General features: G+C 41.0%; 1 pseudogene. It reads left to right on the forward strand.

Annotation, left to right across the window (positions count from 1 at the left end):
* A pseudogene (locus Q0873_RS18185) lies at positions 1-371 on the forward strand (hypothetical protein); the annotation flags it as partial.

Below are 371 nucleotides of genomic sequence, written 5' to 3' on the forward strand. Positions count from 1 at the left end.
GCAGTAACTACTATTGCAGGCTTGATTGCTTTAGGAGGAGTAACCGCAATTACCGATGCATGTGATTCAGACTTAACCGTAACAAGCAGTGATAGTTCAGTAGCAGGAACTTGTCCAACCGTATTTGTAGTAACTCGTACTTATACGATTACCGATGATTGTGGAAACAGTACAGATATTCAACAAACTATCAACATCAAAGATGAAACTGCACCATCAGTAACAGGAAGCTTAAACTCAATAGATCAAGAAGGATGTGAAGCAAGTGATGCACCAGCAGCAGTAACTACTATTGCAGGCTTGATTGCTTTAGGAGGAGTAACCGCAATTACCGATGCATGTGATTCAGACTTAACCGTAACAAGCAGTGA

This window comes from uncultured Tenacibaculum sp. (assembly GCF_947498805.1).
GTDB lineage: Bacteria > Bacteroidota > Bacteroidia > Flavobacteriales > Flavobacteriaceae > Polaribacter.